Source organism: Bradyrhizobium sp. i1.15.2 (assembly GCF_040548425.1).
GTDB classification, from domain to species: Bacteria; Pseudomonadota; Alphaproteobacteria; order Rhizobiales; family Xanthobacteraceae; genus Bradyrhizobium; species Bradyrhizobium canariense.
Genome location: NZ_JBEPRQ010000006.1, coordinates 180,278 through 197,770 on the forward strand (window position 1 = coordinate 180,278; position 17,493 = coordinate 197,770).

18 protein-coding genes are annotated in these 17,493 nt (G+C 64.3%); 4 read left to right on the forward strand and 14 right to left on the reverse strand.

The genetic code is table 11. The features are described from left to right. Positions 1-8: 8 nt before the first annotated feature. The 3 genes from ABIB80_RS14045 to ABIB80_RS14055 are packed head-to-tail and all read left to right on the forward strand — an operon-like array spanning position 9 to position 3,247. Positions 9-1,331 carry an MFS transporter gene (locus tag ABIB80_RS14045; RefSeq protein WP_007593785.1) on the forward strand — a complete coding sequence of 441 codons (1,323 nt, stop codon included), beginning with the start codon at positions 9-11 and terminating at the stop codon, positions 1,329-1,331. A 3-nt stretch (positions 1,332-1,334) separates the two neighbouring features. Then, on the forward strand, positions 1,335-1,997 hold the full coding sequence (locus ABIB80_RS14050) for a sulfite oxidase-like oxidoreductase (RefSeq protein ID WP_219682673.1): 663 nt from the start codon (positions 1,335-1,337) through the stop codon (positions 1,995-1,997). A 26-nt stretch (positions 1,998-2,023) separates the two neighbouring features. Beyond that, positions 2,024-3,247 carry a bifunctional alpha/beta hydrolase/OsmC family protein gene (locus ABIB80_RS14055; RefSeq protein WP_354127706.1) on the forward strand — a complete coding sequence of 408 codons (1,224 nt, stop codon included), beginning with the start codon at positions 2,024-2,026 and terminating at the stop codon, positions 3,245-3,247. 10 nt (positions 3,248-3,257) lie between these two features. On the opposite strand, the gene pdxR is transcribed toward ABIB80_RS14055, so the two are convergent. Beyond that, the gene (gene pdxR / locus ABIB80_RS14060) at positions 3,258-4,688 is read right to left on the reverse strand and encodes a MocR-like pyridoxine biosynthesis transcription factor PdxR (protein WP_354127787.1); all 1,431 of its coding nucleotides are present in this window, start codon (positions 4,686-4,688) and stop codon (positions 3,258-3,260) included. A 101-nt stretch (positions 4,689-4,789) separates the two neighbouring features. Here pdxR and ABIB80_RS14065 point away from each other — a divergent pair, with 101 nt between their 5' ends. Next, positions 4,790-5,704: a DMT family transporter gene (locus ABIB80_RS14065; RefSeq protein ID WP_354127707.1), complete on the forward strand. Its 915-nt coding sequence runs from the start codon at positions 4,790-4,792 to the stop codon at positions 5,702-5,704. Here ABIB80_RS14065 and ABIB80_RS14070 read toward each other — a convergent pair. The 13 genes from ABIB80_RS14070 to ABIB80_RS14130 all read right to left on the reverse strand — a co-directional run bounded on the left by ABIB80_RS14070 (position 5,683) and on the right by ABIB80_RS14130 (position 17,492). Further along, on the reverse strand, positions 5,683-6,741 hold the full coding sequence (locus tag ABIB80_RS14070; RefSeq protein ID WP_354127788.1) for a YeeE/YedE family protein: 1,059 nt from the start codon (positions 6,739-6,741) through the stop codon (positions 5,683-5,685). The genes ABIB80_RS14065 and ABIB80_RS14070 overlap by 22 nt on opposite strands. A 2-nt stretch (positions 6,742-6,743) precedes the next feature. After that, positions 6,744-7,748 (reverse strand): quinone oxidoreductase family protein, encoded by a 1,005-nt coding sequence (locus ABIB80_RS14075; RefSeq protein ID WP_007593798.1) that lies wholly within the window; start codon positions 7,746-7,748, stop codon positions 6,744-6,746. Between the two features lie 181 nt (positions 7,749-7,929). Then, on the reverse strand, positions 7,930-9,261 hold the full coding sequence (gene paaK / locus ABIB80_RS14080; RefSeq protein ID WP_007593800.1) for a phenylacetate--CoA ligase PaaK: 1,332 nt from the start codon (positions 9,259-9,261) through the stop codon (positions 7,930-7,932). Between the two features lie 28 nt (positions 9,262-9,289). Then, positions 9,290-9,739, reverse strand: coding sequence for a hydroxyphenylacetyl-CoA thioesterase PaaI (gene paaI / locus ABIB80_RS14085; RefSeq protein ID WP_354127708.1), 450 nt, complete (start codon positions 9,737-9,739; stop codon positions 9,290-9,292). A 55-nt stretch (positions 9,740-9,794) separates the two neighbouring features. Continuing rightward, positions 9,795-10,877, reverse strand: coding sequence for a 1,2-phenylacetyl-CoA epoxidase subunit PaaE (paaE, locus tag ABIB80_RS14090; RefSeq protein WP_354127709.1), 1,083 nt, complete (start codon positions 10,875-10,877; stop codon positions 9,795-9,797). Positions 10,878-10,879: 2 nt separating this feature from the next. Continuing rightward, positions 10,880-11,383 carry a 1,2-phenylacetyl-CoA epoxidase subunit PaaD gene (paaD, locus tag ABIB80_RS14095; protein ID WP_219682680.1) on the reverse strand — a complete coding sequence of 168 codons (504 nt, stop codon included), beginning with the start codon at positions 11,381-11,383 and terminating at the stop codon, positions 10,880-10,882. Then, positions 11,377-12,153 (reverse strand): 1,2-phenylacetyl-CoA epoxidase subunit PaaC, encoded by a 777-nt coding sequence (gene paaC / locus ABIB80_RS14100; RefSeq protein WP_007593806.1) that lies wholly within the window; start codon positions 12,151-12,153, stop codon positions 11,377-11,379. The genes paaD and paaC overlap by 7 nt, the downstream gene beginning before the upstream one ends. 130 nt (positions 12,154-12,283) lie before the next feature. Beyond that, positions 12,284-12,571, reverse strand: a complete 288-nt coding sequence (paaB, locus tag ABIB80_RS14105; protein ID WP_007593808.1) for a 1,2-phenylacetyl-CoA epoxidase subunit PaaB — start codon at positions 12,569-12,571, stop codon at positions 12,284-12,286. A 10-nt stretch (positions 12,572-12,581) separates the two neighbouring features. Then, entirely contained in the window at positions 12,582-13,574 is a 993-nt protein-coding gene (gene paaA, locus ABIB80_RS14110; protein ID WP_007593811.1) for a 1,2-phenylacetyl-CoA epoxidase subunit PaaA, read from the reverse strand. A 76-nt stretch (positions 13,575-13,650) separates the two neighbouring features. Beyond that, positions 13,651-14,517 (reverse strand): phenylacetic acid degradation operon negative regulatory protein PaaX, encoded by an 867-nt coding sequence (gene paaX, locus ABIB80_RS14115; protein WP_007593813.1) that lies wholly within the window; start codon positions 14,515-14,517, stop codon positions 13,651-13,653. 92 nt (positions 14,518-14,609) lie between these two features. Further along, on the reverse strand, positions 14,610-15,380 hold the full coding sequence (locus ABIB80_RS14120; RefSeq protein WP_007593815.1) for an esterase/lipase family protein: 771 nt from the start codon (positions 15,378-15,380) through the stop codon (positions 14,610-14,612). A gap of 200 nt (positions 15,381-15,580) precedes the next feature. Beyond that, a complete protein-coding gene (locus ABIB80_RS14125) occupies positions 15,581-16,867 on the reverse strand; it encodes a DUF445 domain-containing protein (RefSeq protein WP_354127710.1) in 1,287 nt (428 codons plus the stop codon). Positions 16,868-17,036: 169 nt separating this feature from the next. Beyond that, complete coding sequence (locus ABIB80_RS14130; RefSeq protein ID WP_007593819.1) at positions 17,037-17,492, reverse strand: phasin; 456 nt, start codon at positions 17,490-17,492, stop codon at positions 17,037-17,039. Position 17,493 lies beyond the last annotated feature (1 nt).

Below are 17,493 nucleotides of genomic sequence, written 5' to 3' on the forward strand. Positions count from 1 at the left end.
GGCCGGACGTGACTGAGCAAATAACCCGACCGGCTTCCGACCATATTGACGTCGCCGACGCCAAGCGCCGGATCAAGGCGATCTTCATCGGCTCGATCGGCAATCTCGTCGAGTGGTACGACTTCTACGCCTATACCGCGTTCGCGCTCTATTTCGCTCCCGCCTTCTTTCCCGGCAACGATCCTGTCGTCCAACAATTGAATGTCGCCGTCGTATTCGCGGCGACATTCCTGATGCGGCCGTTGGGCGGCTGGCTGTTCGGCTATATCGCCGATCATTACGGGCGGCGCATCTCGCTGACGCTGTCGGTCGTCTTCATGTGCTTCGGCTCCCTGATCATCGCGTTGACGCCGACCTACGCCACGATCGGCTTCGCCGCGCCGGTGATCCTGGCGCTCGCCCGCGTCATCGAAGGCTTGAGTCTCGGCGGCGAATACGGCGCCAGCGCCACCTATCTCAGCGAGGTCGCCGACCCCAAGCACCGCGGCTTCTATTCGAGCTTTCAATACGTCACCCTGATCGGCGGCCAGCTCACCGCGATCATCGTGCTGCTGCTTCTGCAAAAAATCTTCCTCACGCCGGAGGAACTGAGAGCCTGGGGCTGGCGCATCCCGTTCGCGATCGGTGCTGCGCTCGCGATCTTTGCTGCAGTGATGCGGCGCAATCTGCACGAGACTGAAGCGTTTGAAGAGGCCAAGAAGGTGGTGAAGCCGACCGGCTCGATCACGAACCTGCTGAAGTATCCGCGCGAGCTTTTGCTCGTGGTCGGCCTGACCGCCGGCGGCACCGCCGCGTTCTACACCTTCACCACTTACATGCAGACCTTCGTCAAGCTTTCGGTGGGGCTGACCGAGGACCAGACCACTTTCGTGATCTTCGGCACGCTGATCTTCGCAACCATCCTACAGCCGATCTATGGCGCCATCTCCGACAAGATCGGCCGCAAACCGCTGCTGATCTTCTTCGGCGTCGCCGGCACGCTCGCAACCGTGCCGCTGCTGATGACGCTGAAGGAGACCAAGTCGCCCTTCATCGCGTTCATCCTGATCTGCGGGGCCTGGCTGTTCGTCGCCGGATACACCTCGATCAACGCCGTAGTGAAGGCCGAGCTGTTCCCGACCAATGTCCGCGCCCTCGGCGTCGGCCTGCCCTATGCGATCACCGTCTCGATGTTCGGCGGCACGGCGCCCGCGATCGCGCTCTATTTCAAGAGCATAGGGCATGAGGAGTGGTTCTACTACTATCTCGCCGGCGTCATCTGCCTGTCACTGATCATCTATTCCACCATGCGCGACACCAAGCACGCCTCCGCGATGCATCGCCACGAGTAGCCGATGGCCGAAGACAACGAGCCGCCCGACAGCAAGCTGACGCGCACCAAGGAGAAATGGGCGCGCGAAGGCCGTTTTTTGACCGGCAAGATCGCGCGACCGGAAGATCAGCGCCTGCCGCCCGGCCAGCATCTGACAAAAGACTGGCCGGTGCTCGATCTCGGCGTCGTGCCGCCGGTTTCGCGCGAGCGCTGGCGGCTCGATGTCTTTGGCGCGGTCGAGAACCCCGTGTTCTGGACCTTTGCCGAGTTCGTCGCCCAGAACCAGGCGCAGTTCACCTCCGACATCCACTGCGTCACCACCTGGTCGCGCTACGACAATGAGTGGGAGGGGCTCGCCACGCGCGAGCTGCTCGCGGCCTGCCGGCCGCGCGAGGACGCGCGCTTCGTCGTGTTGCATTCTCACGACGGCTACACCACCAACCTCGCGCTGGACGACTTTGCCGCCGAGGATGCATTGCTCGCCCATAGCTGGTCCGGTGAGCCATTGTCGGACGAACATGGCGGCCCGGTGCGGCTGGTCGTGCCGCATCTGTATTTCTGGAAAAGCGCCAAATGGGTTCAGTCGATTGAATTCCTGACCGAGGACGCTCCGGGCTTCTGGGAGGTCCGCGGCTATCATAATCGCGGCGATCCCTGGGCAGAGCAGCGCTATTCGGACGATTAGGTTCAAGCAAGGACGGGGGAAAGCCCATGTCGACGGAACGCTTTCAGTTCACGGGCGAAGGCGGCCATCAGCTTTCGGCCACGCTCGAATTGCCGGACGGCGAGCCCGGGGCCTTCGCGCTGTTCGCGCATTGCTTCACCTGCGGCAAGGACACGCTGGCCGCCAAACGCATCTCGGTCGCACTCGCAGCCAAGGGTATCGCGGTGCTGCGCTTCGACTTCACCGGGCTCGGCTCCAGTGAAGGGGATTTCGCCAATTCGACGTTTTCCTCCAACGTGGCCGATCTCGTGCGCGCGGCCGATCATCTGCGTAGCGTCCGCAAGGCGCCGTCAATCCTGATCGGTCACAGCCTCGGCGGCGCCGCGATCCTTGCGGCAGCAGGACAAATCCCGGAAGCCAAGGCGGTTGTGACCATTGCGGCACCATCCGATCCCGCCCACGTCACCGGCCTGTTCAAAGAGCATCTCGACGACATTCGCATGCAAGGTGAGGTCGAAGTCTCGCTTGCGGGACGCCCGTTCCGGATCAAACGCGAATTCCTCGACGATATCGCCGAGCACGAGCTGATGAAGGACGTCACCGGCCTGCACAAGGCGCTGTTGGTCATGCATTCTCCGCTCGACGATACCGTCGGCATCGATAATGCGACGAAGCTCTTCGTCTCCGCCCGGCATCCCAAGAGCTTCGTCTCGCTCGATCATGCCGATCATCTCCTGACCAAGCCGGCCGACGCGCTCTACGCAGCCGACGTGATCGCGGCCTGGGCGAGCCGGTACATCGACACGGCGAAACCTGCGAAGGCGATGGATCTCCCCGAGGCACCGCGCCGGGTCGTGGTGCAGGAGACCCGCAAGAGCAAATTCAACCAGGTCGTCACCGTTGGACCGCACCGTCTGGTCGCGGACGAGCCGGTCGCCGCCGGCGGCGAGGATGCCGGCCCTGGTCCTTATGATCTTCTGCTCGCTGGCCTCGGGGCCTGTACCTCGATGACCATGCGCCTCTATGCCGACCGCAAGTCGCTGCCGCTCGATCGTGTTACCGTCTCGCTGAAGCATTCCAAGATCTATGCAAAAGATTGCGCGGAGTGCGAGACGCGCGATGGCATGCTCGACCAGATCGAGCGCGACATCGCGATGGACGGCGCGCTCGATCCCGAGCAGCGCAAGAAATTGATGGAGATCGCCGACAAGTGCCCGGTGCACCGGACGCTGACCTCGGAAATCCGCATCGTGACCAAGGCTGTGGACTAGCGCGAGTGCGCTAGAAGCACGACGCCATCGTCCGCAGCGCCGCGGTGATCTCGCTCTCGCGCCAGGCCGCGAAGCCGAGCAACAGACCGTGGTCGAGCGGCCTGCCCAGCGCCAAGCCAGACAGGGCACGCGTTTCAACGCCTGCTTCGACCAACCGCCTGACCGCCGCGTGATCGGCGCGACCGCGCTTGAGGCGCGCAACGAGCTGAATGCCGCCCGGGGGCACTTCGGCAGAGAGCACGTCGCCCAAATGGCCGTCTAGTCCCTCCACGAGGTGATCGCGGCGGGCGTGATAGAGCCGGCGCATCCGGCGCAGATGCGCCAGGAAATGCCCGTCGGCAATGAACTCGGCCAGCGCCTCCTGGATGTGGCTCGCGGCGATCAGTCCGATGTGCCGCTGTACGATCTCGAGAGTACCGACCAGGGCCCGCGGTACGACAAGATAGCCGAGCCGGATGTCCGCGGTCATGACTTTGGAGAACGTGCCGACATAGAACACGCGGCCATGGGCATCGAGTCCCTGCAAGGCCGGCACCGGCCGGCTGTCGTAGTGGAATTCGCCGTCGTAATCGTCCTCCACGATCCAGGTCTTGCCGGGCCTGCTCAGGCCAAGAAATTCCGTGCGGCGCGAGAGCGACATCAGGCGACCGGTCGGGTGCTGGTGCGACGGCGTCATGAAGATCAATGTCGGGGTCGCCATCCCCGGAATCCGCTGCATGCCCTGCTCGTCCAATCCTATCCCGGTCACGCGCGCACCGGACGCGCGGAAGGCGGCGGCGGCGCCGGGATAGCCGGGATCCTCGACCCAGACCTCGTCACCGGGCGTGATGAGGGCAGCCGCAATCAAGGTCAGCGCAGCCTGTGCGCTCGGCAGAATCAGGATCTGATCCGCCGTCGCGCGCACGCCCCTGCTGGTCGCGAGATAATGCGCCAGCGCCTCGCGCAGGCGCGTCCGGTTGACCGGTCCGAGCTCGCGCTTCGCCGCGCGCACGGCGCTGCGGCGCAGGCAACGCGCCCAGACCTCGTTTGGAAACTCCCTGAAATCGCCGTGCCCGGGACGCAAGGGTCTTAGTCGCGCCTGATAAGACATCGGCCAGTCGGTCTGCGTGAGGCTCGACGCCCAGGGCGAAAGCCGCGGCTTGCCAGGGCGCATGCGAGATGCGACGGCGCCCGCCTCTGCGACGCGCTCGCCCCCGTCGACCGTGACCATCGGACGGCGGCCGCGCGAGGCTTCGAGATATCCCTCGGCGGCGAGCTGCTCGAACGCATAGCTGACGGTGTTGCGCGAGACGCCGAGATCGCTCGCAAGCCGGCGGCTCGACGGCAGCGTGCGGCCTTTGCCGAGACGGCCCGTCGCGATCAAGCTTCGGAGCTGGCTCGTCAGTTGAGCCACCAGCCCCTCGTCGTCGGACCGGTTCAGGTCGATCAGAGCGGAGATCATGCTTTCCGGAACTGGCACCTTAATCCTTTCCGATCTGGCACTTTTTCAGGTGCCAAGTGGGATGCTATTCGCTGGACTGGACTGCTTCAAGGACCTCCGAGATGAACTCCCTTTCCCCTCGCGCGGCCGTCGGCCTGTTCCTCATCGTCGTGCTGGCCTGGGGCGTGAACTGGTCGGTGACGAAGCAGCTCGTCCAGTTCCTCCCGCCCCTGTGGACGTCGGCAATCCGGAGCTGGATCGCGCTGGCCGGATTGTTCGCGATCCTCGGATTGAGCAACAATCTGGTGATCCCGGAGCGGCGCGACATTCCGGTAATCCTCAGCGTCGCACTGCTGCACATGACGGTGTTCTCGGTGCTGGTTGCGACTGGTGTGCGCTTCCTGCCGGCGAGCAAGGCCATCGTGCTGGGCTACACCACGCCGCTCTGGGTCGCGATCGCCGCGCCGCTGCTCGGGAAGGACACGCTGACCGCGCCAAAGCTGGCCGGCGCCTTGCTCGGGCTGATCGGCCTTGCCGTGATCCTGAATCCGGCATCGATCGACTGGACCAACACCAACGTCGTACTCGGCGCCGGCATGATCATCCTGGCCGCGATTTCATGGGCCGCGAACATCATCTACATCCGCGCGCATCGCTGGATCGCGTCCCCGCTCCAGCTTTTGATCTGGCAGGTGCTCGTGGCGACGATCGTGCTGACGGGATCGGCGGCCGTCACGGACGGCCTGCCGCACGCGGAATGGTCGTGGAGGCTCGTGCTGCTGTTCCTGTATTCCGGCTTGATCGGGACGGCGCTGGCCTATTGGGCGATGTCGATGGTCAACAAGAGCATCTCGGCGCTGACGACGTCACTCGGCACCACCGGGACGCCACTCGTCGGCATCGCCAGCGCTGCAATCCTGCTGGGTGAGCCGATCGACATGAGTCTTGTGATTGCGGCCGCGCTGATCGTTACCGGCATCGGTCTCGCAACGCTCGGCGATCGTCTGCTGCGCGGTCAGGCCACCGCGAGAGGCTGAACGCGCAGCATCCCGCGCAGGCCAGCCGTCGTGCCGAACAGGATGCCGGCGACGGCGACGAACGACCCCAGCGCGAGCGTCGACACGCCGGTGAGCCCTTGTCCGATCGAACAACCGAACGCCATCACGCCGCCGATGCCCATCAGCGCGGCGCCACCCGCCGATCGCAGCATGTGGCGTGGCGAGGAATAGCCTTCGAGATGGAAACGGCCCGTCGCAAGCGCGGTGACCAGACTGCCGGCGAAGACGCCGGCAACTGTCGCGATGCCGAAGTTCAGCGTCAGGCCGGTCGAGAGCATGGCATATTGCAGGCTGTCCGCGATCGGCGCGACGAAGGTGAGCGATGTCACCGGCACGGGGTTGAAATCATCCGCGCCGAGATAGCCGGTGACGAACCAGCCTCCGGCGACGAGGAGACCGACGATGACGCCGGCCGCAATCTGGCCGGGCGAACGCCGGAACGCTGGGTGCGCGAAAGCAAACAGGATCAGCACAACGACGACGACAGCAGCAGCCATCGCGCGCGAAACCGCTTCAGCCGGACCGAACACGGCCAACAGTGACGGCAGCGAATTCACGTTGACCGTGGTTTGCGAGGCCTGGACCAGCGCGATGCGCGCCGGCGCGATCAGGCCCTTGAGCGTCATCTGCGCGGCCATGGCGAGCACGACCACCACGACGAAGGAGCGGAGATTGCCGCGACCGAGCAGCACCAGCGCGCGCGAACCGCAGCCGTTCGACAGCACCATGCCGTAGCCAAACAGAAGTCCGCCGAGAAACAGCACCGGCACCGAAAAGGACTGTTGCAGGTAGATCGATTTGCCGAGATCTACCATGCCGTTGCCGGCGAGGAATTGGCTCGCTGCGGTCGCGACCGCGATCGCCAGCGCATAGGTTCGTACCAACCGCCCATCCCCGTCCGATAGCCAGCCGCGCATGCTGCTCATCAGGCAGAAGCCGCTGAGCAGGCCGACGGCGCCGTAAACCAGGCCAATGACGAGGCCGGCGAGGATGACGAGCTGGGTGGACGATTCCATCATCAAGGCTTCAGGATCACGCGATCCCGCGACGAGCCGGCAACGGCGACATAGGCCTCCTTCGCGCGTTCGAGCGGATAGACGGCGTTCGCCTTGATGGGGAACGGTTTCAGGTGCCCGCTCGCGAAGCCCTGGCCGAGGTCACGCAGCACAGCGCCCGTCGCGATCGACGACAGGCCGAGCGTGTCGATGCCGACATAGGTGTGTTGCCCGCGGTAGAATTCGAGGATGTTGAACTGCACGATGCGGTCGATCGCGGCGATCAGGATCTGGCGGCCGCGAAGCGCGAGCGATTTGTGCGCCGCCTGGAAATAGGGATCGCCGACCGTGTTGAAGACGATGTCGGCGCCTCTACCGTCGGTCAACTCGCGCACGCGTGGCGCGACGTCGGTCGCGGAAGCGTCGATCACCTCGACGGATGCGTTGGTGTGGCCCTCATAAGGTTCCGCCTTGCGCACCACGCCGATGACACGCGCGCCCTGCCAGGTCGCGATCTGCACCGCAGCTTGCCCGACCTTGCCGTTGACGCCGAACACCAGCACCGTTTCGCCGGGCTTTGGAATGCCGACGCGGCGAAAACCCTCCATCGCGGTGACAAAGGGCACGCCGATGCCGGCGGCCTCCTCCCAGGACACGGTCTTCGGCTTCTCCACCACCGCGTCGGATTCAACGACGAGATGGCTGGCGTGAGTGCCGTCGCGACGAATGCCGAGATCACCGGAGGAGCCGAACACCTCGCGGCCGATCGTACCGGCCGGCCCGTCCATCACTACCCCGGCGTAATCGCGGCCGGGCGTGCGCGGAAATACGGCATAGGGCATCAGCCCGGTCGCGGCCTTGACGTCGGAGGGATTGACGGCAGCGGCCTTGATCTCGATCAGCAGATCATTCGGACCGCGAGCAAGCGTCTCACGCTCGACCGCCGGCGCGATCATAGCCGCGCTTTCGGCCTTGGCATTGAGGCGCACGCAGCGCGCGTCGACGGCTTTGGGAACGGCTGTTGACATGGAAAGACCCGCGATTTCTCGCGGGCCTTGTCGCCCTTGAAGAGACCCAAGTCAACCTGCCTCCCCTCATCCTGAGGAGCCGCGCCAGCGGCGTCTCGAAGGATGAAGGCCCGCATTGCAGCATCCTGGCCTGCATGGTTCGAGACGGCGCTACGCGCCTCCTCACCATGAGGGGTAAGACCTAATCCTTCGGCCGCTTGTCGTAGAGGCGCTTGGCCTTGCCGAGCGAGCGCTCCAGCGTGGCCGGCGCAACCACGCTCACCCTGGAGCTGATGCCGATGGTGTTCTTGATGTGCGTCGAGATCCGACTCGCATGGTCGAGGAGACCCCGGCCGTCCCAACTCTCCGGCCGCGCCTCGGCAATGATGGTCAGCTCGTCCATGCGGCCTTCCCGGGTCAGCTCCAGAATGAAATGTCCGCCGCACCAGTCGGTGGCGAGGAGAACCTCCTCGATCTGGGTCGGGAACAGATTGACCCCGCGCAGGATGATCATGTCGTCGGAACGTCCCGTGACCTTCTCCATCCGCCGCATGCCCGGTCGCGCCGTGCCCGGCAACAGCCGCGTCAGGTCGCGGGTGCGATAGCGGATCACTGGAAAAGCTTCCTTGGTGAGCGAAGTAAAGACCAGTTCGCCCTTCTCCCCGTCGGGCAGCACCGCACCGGTGTCGGGGTCGATCACTTCGGGATAGAAATGATCCTCCCAGATGTGCAGTCCGTCCTTGGTCTCGATACATTCCTGCGCAACGCCGGGCCCGATCACCTCGGAAAGACCGTAGATGTCGGTCGCATCCATGTCGAAGGCGTCTTCGATCTCGCCGCGCATGGCATTGGTCCAGGGCTCCGCGCCGAAGATGCCGACCTTGAGCGAGCACTGGCGCGGATCGAGCTTTTGGCGCTTGAACTCGTCGAGGATCGCAAGCATGTAGCTCGGCGTAACCGTGATGATGTCGGGCCGGAAGTCGTTGATGAGCTGCACCTGTCGTTCTGTCATCCCGCCGGAGATCGGCACCACGGTGCAGCCGAGCTTTTCGGCGCCATAGTGCACCCCTAACCCGCCGGTGAAGAGGCCGTAGCCATAGGCATTGTGGATGATCATGCCGGTGCGGCCACCGGCGGCGCGGATCGAGCGCGCCATCACGTCCGACCATGTGTCGATATCGCGTTGCGTGTAACCCACCACGATCGGTTTGCCCGTCGTGCCGGAGGACGCATGCACGCGCACCAGCTTCTCACGGGGCACGGCAAACATGTTGAAGGGATAATTGTCGCGCAGATCCGTCTTCACCGTGAACGGAAATTTCGCAAGGTCCGAGAGCTCTCGAAAGTCCGACGGATGCACGCCGGCCGCGTCGAAGGCCTTGCGATAATGCGCGACGTTGTCGTAGGCGTGCTTCAGCGACCAGGCCAGCCGCTCCGTCTGCAGCGCCATGATCTCGTCGCGCGATGCGCGCTCTTGCGCATCCAGCTCGGCCTTATAGGTGTTGCCACCTTCCTTGAGCCTCGTCAGAGCCATCCTCGTTTCCCCGTATCATTGCTTTTCTTTATTGATCCTGCGCCGGCAGCCAATTGCCGGGAATGACCCGCGAATGCCCGCGAAATTCGGCGATGACTGTATCGCCGGCGGTGACGCGCACGTCATAGATGCCGGAGCGGCCGCCGCGCGTAACCTCGCGGGCCTTTGCGATGAGGCGATCGCCGAGCTTGCCCGGCTTGATGAAGGTGATCTGGCCCTGCGCCGCCACGACGCGGTCGTTGTGCGAGTTGCACGCGAAAGCGAAGGAGGAATCGGCCAGCGTGAAGATGAAGCCACCGTGGGCGATGCGCTGGCCGTTGACCATGTCCGGCCGTACAGTCATGGCGAGCGTCGCATAACCTGGTCCGATCTCGACGATCTCCATGCCGAGTCCTTTGGAGGCATCGTCCTCCGCCCACATCGCATTGGCGCAGGCGCGGGCAACATCCTCGGGCGACAAGGCGGCTTTGACGTTCACGCGCTTCTCCCGTCCGATTGTTTGGACACGATGTTCTGCTGCCTGGTTAAAACTGTCAAACGTGGTCGTAATCGACCACGACCCGCTCCGACGATGGCTTGGCCTGACAGGTCAGGACAAAGCCGGCCTTCAGCTCCCAGGGTTCCAGCGAGTAGTTGATGTCCATCGGCGCCTCGCCCTCCACCAGTTTTGCACGGCAGGTCGAGCACATGCCGCCCTTGCAGGCGAAGGGCAGATCGATGCCGGCGCGTAGCGCGGCATCGAGGATCGCCTCGTCCTCGGCAACCGGCACGTCGCGGCGCTTGCCGTCGATGATCAGCGACGCGATCGCTTTCGGCGGCGCGTCCGGCGCAACGATCTTCTTCGGCCGCGGCTTGCCGCCGAACTCCGATACGAAGCGCTCGACGTGGATACGCTCGTCCGCGATGCCGAGCCCTCGGCAGGTCGCCTCGATGTCCTCGCTCATGCCGGACGGACCGCAGATGAAGACGTGATCGACGGTTTCCGCCGGTACCAGCGAGCGCAGCAGCACCCTCACCTTGTCGCCGTCGAGCCGGCCGTGCAGGATCGGAATGTCCTGTTCCTCGCCGGAGATGACGTGGAAGATCGAGAGCCGGTCGATGAAGCGATCCTTGAGCTCTTCGAGCGCCTCGAGGAACATGATGTTGTCCGTCGTGCGATTGCCGTAGAACAGGAAGAATTGGCTGCCCGGCTCGCGCGCAAGCGTGCCCTTGACGATCGAAAGGATCGGCGTGATGCCGGAGCCTGCGGCAAAGCCGACATGGATGCGGCTAGCGCCCGTCGGCGGGATCACGCCGAAACGTCCCGTGGGCGTCATCACGTCCAGCGCGTCGCCGCACTTCAAATCGTCCGCTGCCCAGCTCGAAAACGCGCCACCATCAACCTTCTTGACCGCGATGCGTATCTCGCCGTCGTCGGGCCCGGAGCAGATCGAATAGGAGCGGCGCACTTCCTCGCCATCCAGCATGGTGCGGAGTGTGAGGTATTGGCCGGGTGTGAAGGCGTAGTCGGTCGCAAGCTCCGCCGGGATGGCGAATGTCAGCGATATGGCGTCCGACGCCTCGCGGCGGAGGTCGTTGACGGCCAGGCGATGGAAGCGTGGTGCGGCTGCTGACATGATCAATGACACTTGAAATAATCGAAGGGTTCGCGGCAGGCTCTGCAGCGCCAGAGCGCCTTGCAGGAGGTGGAGCCGAATTCGGACAGCAGCTCGGTATCCGCCGAGCTGCATTGCGGGCACACAACGGCTTGCTCGCCGAACAGCGCGCGGCGTGAATTCGAGGCCTGCGGCGGCGCGATGCCGTAGGCGTGAAGCTTGCGGCGGCCTTCTGCGCTCATCCAGTCCGTGGTCCAGGCCGGGGACAGCACGGTGCGGACCTTTGGACGATGGAAACCGGCGCGCTCCAGCGCGACCTCGATTTCGAGTGCAATCATATTCATGGCCGGGCAGCCCGAATAGGTCGGGGTGATCGCGATCTCGACGTGATCGCCGTCGACAACCACATCGCGGAGCACGCCGAGATCGGCGATGGTCAAAACAGGAATTTCGGGATCGACCACGCTCGCCGCGGCGTCCCAGGCCCGTTGGCGCAGTTCGTTATGGGGCTCCAGCACCGTCACCATGTCTGCCCCGGGAAAGTGCGCTGTATCGATTGCAGCTCGGAGAGAAGATGGCCGAGATGCTCGCTGTGCCGGCCCACGCGGCCGCCCTGCTGCATCCAGTCGTTCTGCGGCAGCTTGAGCATTGCTTCGCCGATCACATCCGAGAGTGTCGTCAGCCAGCGACCCCGCAAGGTCCCTGGGTCTACGGCGATACCGGCATGGATCAAGGCGCGCTCGCCGTCGTCGACGGCAAACATCTCGCCGGTGAACGCCCAGAGATGATCGATCGCAGCCTGCGCGCGGGCATGGCTCTCGTCGGTGCCGTCGCCGAGCCGGATGATCCACTCCGAGGAATGCCGCAAATGATAGGCGCTCTCCTTCTCCGACTTGGCGGCAATGGCCGCGAGTGTCGTATCGCGCGAGGTCATCATGGCGCGCCAGTAGAGATCGGCGAAGGCGGAATAGAAGAACTGCCGCACCAGCGTCTGGGCAAAGTCGCCGTTCGGCTGCTCGAGGAGCAGCAGATTGCGATACTGCCTGACATCGCGAAGGTAGGCGAACTTGTCTTCGTCGTTGTCCTTGCCTTCGGCTTTGGCTGCGTAGGTGTAGAGCTCGCGGGCCTGGCCGATCAGGTCGAGCGCGATGTTGGAGAGCGCCATGTCCTCTTCCAGCATCGGCGCGTGCCCGCACCATTCCGACAGCCGGTGGCCGAGGATCAGCGCATCGTCGGCGCGGCGCAGCGCGTAGAGCACCAGCGGTGTTTCGGAGACCTGGATGTTGGCGACGGGCATCTGTCCTATCCACTTGTTCCAACCTCATCCTGAGGAGGCGCGAAGCGCCGTCTCGAAGGATGGGCCGCGGGTCACGGGCCTTCATGGTTCGAGACGCCGCTTCGCGGCTCCTCACCATGAGGAGAAAGAGCTACATGTGTCCTACTTCCTCAGGCACTTCATAGAACGTCGGATGACGGTAGATCTTCGATTCCGCCGGCTCGAACATCATGCCCTTCTCGGCGGGATCGCTCGCAGTGATCTCGGTGGATGGCACGACCCATATCGACAGGCCCTCGCCGCGGCGGGTGTAGATGTCGCGGGCGGCCTGCAGGGCCATGGTGGCGTCGCTCGCATGCAGCGATCCGACATGCTTGTGCGCGAGCCCGTTGCGGCTGCGAATGAAGACTTCCCACAGCGGCGTGTTCGGCGTGGCCATCGTGATCTCCCTACTCTGCCGCTTGTGCAGTTCGACGCTGCGCGCGCTTTGCGGCGTAGCTAGCTGCCGCCTCGCGGACCCAGGCGCCCTCGTCGTGCGCCTTACGGCGCGCAGCCATCCGGTCACGGTTGCAGGGGCCGTTGCCGGCGAGCACCTGCTTGAATTCGGTCCAGTCGATCTCGCTGTAGCGCCAGCGCCCGTCGGCATCCTGAATCATGCCGGGATCGGGAATGGCGAGGCCGAGATATTGCGCCTGCGGCACGGTGGCATCGACGAATTTCTGGCGCAGCTCGTCATTGGAGAAGCGCTTGATCTTCCATTTCGTCGAGGTGTCGCTGTGCTGGCTGGTGGCATCGGGCGGGCCGAACATCATCAGCACCGGCCACCACCACCTGTTCAAGGCATCCTGCGCCATCGCCTTCTGCTCGTCCGAGCCGCGGCACAGCGTCAGCATGATCTCGTAGCCCTGGCGCTGATGGAACGACTCCTCCTTGCAGACGCGGATCATCGCGCGCGCATAGGGACCGTAAGAGCAGCGACACAGCGGGATCTGGTTCATGATCGCGGCGCCGTCGACCAGCCAGCCGATGGTGCCGATGTCGGCCCAGGTCAGCGTCGGATAGTTGAAGATCGAGGAATATTTTGCCTTGCCCGCGAGCATGGCGTCTACCAGCTCTTCGCGCGACGTGCCGAGCGTCTCGGCCGCAGCATAGAGATAAAGCCCGTGGCCGCACTCGTCCTGCACCTTGGCGAGCAGCGCGGCCTTGCGACGCAAGGACGGCGCGCGCGTGATCCAGTTGCCTTCGGGCAGCATGCCGACGATTTCGGAATGAGCGTGCTGGGAGATCTGGCGCGTCAGCGTCTTGCGATAGGCCGCCGGCATCCAGTCGTTCGGCTCGATGCGCTCCTCGGCATCGATGCGCGTCTGGAACTGCGCAGCCTTGGCCGCATCCTCGAGGCCGCGATCATCGGTCTCGGCCGTGTTCAGCGCCTGGGTATACATGCGCATCCTCCCGTTTTATTGAGAGGCAATATATAACAAGAATTATCTCATGCAAGATATTTCTGTAACATAACGATCAAGCCTCAAATCTTCGTTCCAGCAGTTTTCGCGCCGGCGGCAATGGCCCCTTTTCATTGGTTCCATGACCATCAAGCCATTGTTCCGATGGGGCAAGCAGCGCGCGATAGATGTCGCCGCACAGCGCGCGGGCAGCCCTGCCCGGCCAGTCCGCCGGAAGCAGGCTTTCGGGCAGCAGCGGATCGCGCAGCACGACCCGGCGGTAATGGTGGATCAGGAGGATGCGCGCCGTGAAGGCGTCGGTCTCGGACAAGCCCGTGCCGCGCGCGATCGCGGCGCGCAGCGGCTCGAACGTCTTCATGAACTTGAGATAGGCGTCCGCGGTGCGATCCAGCGGCCAGCTCGCACTGAGTAGCCGGCGACCACTGTCATCCTCCGCCGAGACTTCCAGACGGATGGCGCCCGCGGCCTCATCCGGCACTGCCACACCTGACGGGGCGACCCACACGCCCGGCAGCGGACTGCCGAAGCCGGCATTGCGGAGCGCCTCGCGCGAGGCGTCGCGATCCTCGCCATTCCCGATCAGAAGCAGCTCGAAGCGCCCGGTCCAGTCGGATGGCGGCGGATCGTAGATATGGCGTGTCGCAGCCCCGAAGATCTGGCGGCCCTTGTCAGCCAAGCGGTAGAAGCTATTGCGGCCGACCTTTTCGCGCGTCAGCCAGCCATCGGCGGCAAGCCGCGACATCGCGGTACGCACCACGCCGCTGTCGATGTCCAGGCTCTCGAAGAATTCCAGCAGCGTGCCGAGCCATACCGAGCCGCCACGCGGCACGATGGCATCGCCGAACACGGTGATGACGATAGAGCCGGTGCGCGACGGCTCGCGCTTGAGCTGCTCGATGATGCGGGACAACGGATGCGCCATGCGCGAGGCATAGCGCGTTTGGTGCGGGCGCGACAATGGACCGGTGCGACGGCCTTCTCCCTCGCCCCGTTCTTACGGGGAGAGGCAAAGAACTACCGATGCGGATCGGGATAGACCACGCTGCGCCAGCCGCTGCGGTCGAAGGGACGCCAGCTGCCCTCCCTCTGCGCAAGGCGATCAGCCACCGCGAAGACAGCGGCGGGATGATGGCCCATGCCGCAATGGCTGCTCTCGATCTCGATGCTCTCGGTCTGCGCGCCCGTCTTCTCCATGCAGCCCTGCCAGGCGCAGACGCCGTCGGTGCGGCTGAAGATCGCCGTGGTCGGCACCGGCGGCGGAACGGCGAGATCGCCGCCGAACTGCGGATCGACCTCGTCGGACTTCCGTCCGCTCGCCCATTCATAGACGCGCCAGGCATTGGTCGAATGCGGATCGCCGGCAAAGGGGCTGCCGAGCGTGATCACCTGGCGTACGCGGTCGGGCATCATCTTGGCGAGCTGGCGCGCATAGAGACCGCCGAGGCTCCAGCCGACCAGGCTGATCTTGCGGCCATGCCTGTCGCTCAGCTCCTGAACCAGATCCACCATCGCGTGCTGCACGCCCTCGCGCAGGCCGTAATTGCGGCCCTGGCGCCAGCCGCTCACCGCATAGCCCTTGCCCGACAGAAACGTGCGCAACGCGCGCGTGGACCCGTCGGAGGCCACGAGGCCCGGTAGCACCAGCACCGGATGGCCATCGCCGCGCGGCGCAAGGCTCAGCAGCGGCAGCGCGCCGAGGAATGCGCCGAACTCGTGGATCGCTCGCCCTTCCAGGAACATCAGGGTACGAGACGGCGGGCTCAGCGTCTGGGCGGTAGCGGTCATCAATGGTCCCTCGGAAGAAATGCTGAAAAGATCACCGGCTGCGAGGCCGGCAAATGGGTATGAATTCCAACACGCCAGCTTTTCGAACGTTCCGCAGCGCACCATGAATCAGCTAGGCAGCGGGTTCCCGACATTCAAGCGGGTGAAACCCGGGGCCACAATAGGCCTGCGCGTTAATGCTGGCGTCCGTGACGCAAAAGTCACAACAATCGAAGCAGGAATTCTACGGAGTAAAGCCCAAGGCCCGCGAGCCCGCCGATCAGCGAGCCGTTGAAGCGGATGTATTGCAGGTCGCGGCCAATGTTGATTTCGATCAGCGAAATCAGCTGCGCCATGTCCCACGATTTCACCTGGTCGGAGATGAAGGTCGAAACGCCGCTCTTCTGGTCCGCGACGAAACTGCGCAGCACCGCGACCAGACCCTTGTTGATCTCGCCGCGAAGCTCGGCATCGCCGGCGAGCGCTTCGCCCGCCGCGACACACATGCCGGCGAGATGATGCTGCAGCACCTGCGTCTCGCCGCTTGCACTACGCTCGATGAAGGACCGCGTGTTGGCCCAGACGGTGCGGGCGAGATCGGCGAGCTCGGGACGCGCGAGCAGATCGCGCTTCAAACCGTCGATGCGGTCGATATAGGCCTGGTCGGTGCCAAGCCGATCGACGAAGCTCAGCACCATGCGGTCGAACTCGCCGCGGAACGGATGTTTGGGATCGCTGCGCACTTCATTGAAGAACGCGGTGGCGGAGGCCACGATCTTGTTCACCAGAAATTTGTCGGCCCGGTAGAGCCTGAGCAGGGTCGGCAATTCCGCGCGCACCTTCTCGCGGATCATCGCCATCGTCTCGGTCTGGTTCAGCGTCTCGTGCATCACGCGCAGGAGATCGTCGAACAGGATTTGGTGGCGTCCCTCGGCAACGAAGCCGCGCAACGTGCCGGCCGCGAGCGGCGCGAGGTCGATCGCCTGGAGCTGCGATGACATGCGGCGAAGGATGAAGGTCATCAGGCCCGAGCTTTCCGTCGCAGAAACCGCCTCCGGCAGCAGGCGCAGCGCAAAGCGCGCGAGGTCATCGCTACGCTTGCGATCGCGCAGCCAGTCGGCGACGAAGGAGCCGAAATCGATCTCGTTCAGCTTGGCCTCAACGGGAGCAGCCTCGAGGAAATGCACCTGGATGAATTCGCCGAGCTTGTCGGCGATGCGGGCCTGATTGCTCTGGATGATCGCGGTGTGCGGGATCGGCAGGCCCAGCGGCCGCTTGAACAGCGCGACGACGGCATACCAATCGGCGAGCCCGCCGATGGTGGCGGCTTCGGCGAAGGCTGCGATGAATCCGAACACGGGATGCACGGGCAGCAGCCATTTCGCGATGACGAACAGGACAAGCGTCGAGCCCAGCACCAGCGTCGCCAGCGCTTTCACGCGGCGCAATTCGGCCGCGCGTTCTGCGTCGCCGGGGGAATCGAAGGAGAAGGTGGCGGGTGGAGTCATGATTCACCAAGGTTACGTCATTCCGGGACGGTCCGCAGGACCGGACCCGGAATCTCGAGATTCCGGGTTCGCCCTTTGGGCGCCCCGGAATGACGACCGATGATGACGCGGCGCAAAAAACAAGGCCCGCCGAAGCGGGCCTCAAATTCAGTTTTTCGTCTCAGGCAGATCAGGCGGTCTTGTTGTAGACCTTGGCGAAATTGTCCTGGGCGGACTTCGCACCGTTGGCGGCGAGCTTGCCGAAATAGTCGGTGGTCGCCTTGGCGCGCGAGACGAACGCTTCGCCGCGGGCGCGGAGCAGGCCGGACTGGATCTCGATAGCTTCGCTGAACGACTTGGCGGACGCGAGCTTGTCGATGCCCGCGAAGAACGCGTCGGCGTCCTCGTAGATCGCCTGCTGGATGTTGCGGCTGATCTTGCCGGCTTCGGTGACGGACTCGGTCACCGCGTTTTCGACGGCGGCAGTCACGCGCTCGGAGCCCGCGAACACCTCGGCAGCACGGTCCTTGGCGGTATTGGCGGACTTCTTGACGAACTCGCGGGCGGCCTCGGGAACTTCCAGGTTCTGGATGTTCTTGAACGCGTCCTTGAAGCCTTCGAAAGCGGTGTTGGTTTCGGTGGTCATT